A 1,672-nucleotide genomic window follows, 5' to 3' on the forward strand; every position below is an offset into this window, starting at 1 on the left:
ATTTCGCCCCCGAATCCGGCCGCAGCGCCGGTTTTCGTCCACGACTCCCCCTAATCCGCCTCATCCGCTTCGTCCCCACGATCCACCGCGGGACCCACCCCGCCCTCAAGCACCTCCACCGCCCAGGCCCCGCGACCGTGGCGCGCGCCCAACGCCGAGAACAGGTTCCGAAGCCGGCGGAGCCGGCGGACTTTGAGGAGCCCGGGGCTTTTATCCCCAGGCGGAGGCCCCGAAACCACCACCGCCACCGACCCCGCAACCTCGCTTCAGCCCACTCACCGTCATGCCCGCGGAGGCGGGCATCCACGCGGTGCGGGAACGTGGGCGCTCACCACACGCCACCCGCGCCCCGGTGGGCTGGCGCCCACCCTACGGCTCGCAATGCCCTGATTGGGAGTCTCCTCAACGTTCTGTGGGTGGAACAGGGGGAGATGGATTCCGTAAATCTCTTACTAGCAACGACTTAGGGAATTCTCGTCGTTCGATCTTGCTGGTCCGCTCTTGAACCAAGCCCGTGTCAACAGCCGCCGGCCCTGTGGGTTTGCGGGTCCTGCTGACCACTGGGCCGGGCGATCCATCATGCCGATCTACTTCCCTGCCAAATATCGACGGGCGATCGAGCGGCTCGAGCCCGGGGCGACTCAATGCCAGGCCGTGGGATCGAGCTGATACAGATCTTCGAGCAGGGCGTAAAGGTCCGGGTAGTGCCGACGCAGCTTTTTCGGGCGCTCGAAGAAAGCCTCGGTAGCTACGGCGAAGAATTCGGCCGGATTCTCGGCGCCGTAGGGGTCGAGGGCCGTGGGTTGATTGCGCTCTACCCTCGTCACCAGGTGCTCGAAGTCCCGCTCCACCACTCTGGCCCAATGGCCATAGCGCAGGTGACCCGTGGCCACCGGGATGCCGTCGGAATCGCCGTCGAGCTGGTCGAATTGGTGGGCAAATTCGTGCAGCACGACGTTGTGGCCGTCGGAGAGGTTCGTGGCGCCCCGGCGCACGGCGTCCCAGGCGAGCACCACGTAGCCGTGGTTCCATGACTCTCCCAACCGGTGATGCTCGCTCACCACCAAGTCGCCGCCCACGTCACGATTCACCGCCCGGTAGGCCTCGGGATACACCACCACGGAGCGGAGGTTGGGAAAACTGTGACCGTTGCCCAAAACCAGGACACAGGCTTGGCCGGCGACGGTCACGCGGATCTCGTCATCGATCTCCAGGCCGCCGCCGCCCTCGATCGGAACGTCCACCAAGAACGCCAGGATCAGCCCCTCGAGGCGCTGCCGCTTCTCCGCGGAAAGTCGAGCCACCAGCGGCACGTTCCTCTCGAGAATACTCTGCCACTCCTCTGGGAACGGGCGCGCGAGGAGTTGCTGGCGTCGCCGATGGCCGAGCCACATCCTGACGAGTACGAGCCCGCCGGAGACGACGACCAGGGCGATCAGGATCCAGGCGGTCATGACAGCTCGGGACCGGCTCAGAGCCTATGAGGAAATGGGCGTTCGTGGCGAGGGTGCCCGCAGCCGGACGAGACTTTTCTCACAGGCTCTCAGACCCGCGAGCGGGCGTCGGCCACCCGCGCGATCAGCGCCTGGCGAGCTTCGTCGGGCGTGGCGACGGGCTCGGGGAAGGCAAGACGCACCGGGCGCGGCCCCTGCTCGGTGACCACCGACATCTC

The 1,672-nt window shown here is 66.5% G+C and carries 1 protein-coding gene; it reads right to left on the reverse strand.

Annotation, left to right across the window (positions count from 1 at the left end):
* Positions 1–641: 641 nt before the first annotated feature.
* On the reverse strand, positions 642–1,454 hold the full coding sequence (locus SX243_26210; protein ID MDY7096481.1) for a M90 family metallopeptidase: 813 nt from the start codon (positions 1,452–1,454) through the stop codon (positions 642–644).
* Positions 1,455–1,672 lie beyond the last annotated feature (218 nt).

Source organism: Acidobacteriota bacterium (assembly GCA_034211275.1).
In the GTDB taxonomy this organism is placed as follows: domain Bacteria; phylum Acidobacteriota; class Thermoanaerobaculia; order Multivoradales; family JAHZIX01; genus JAGQSE01.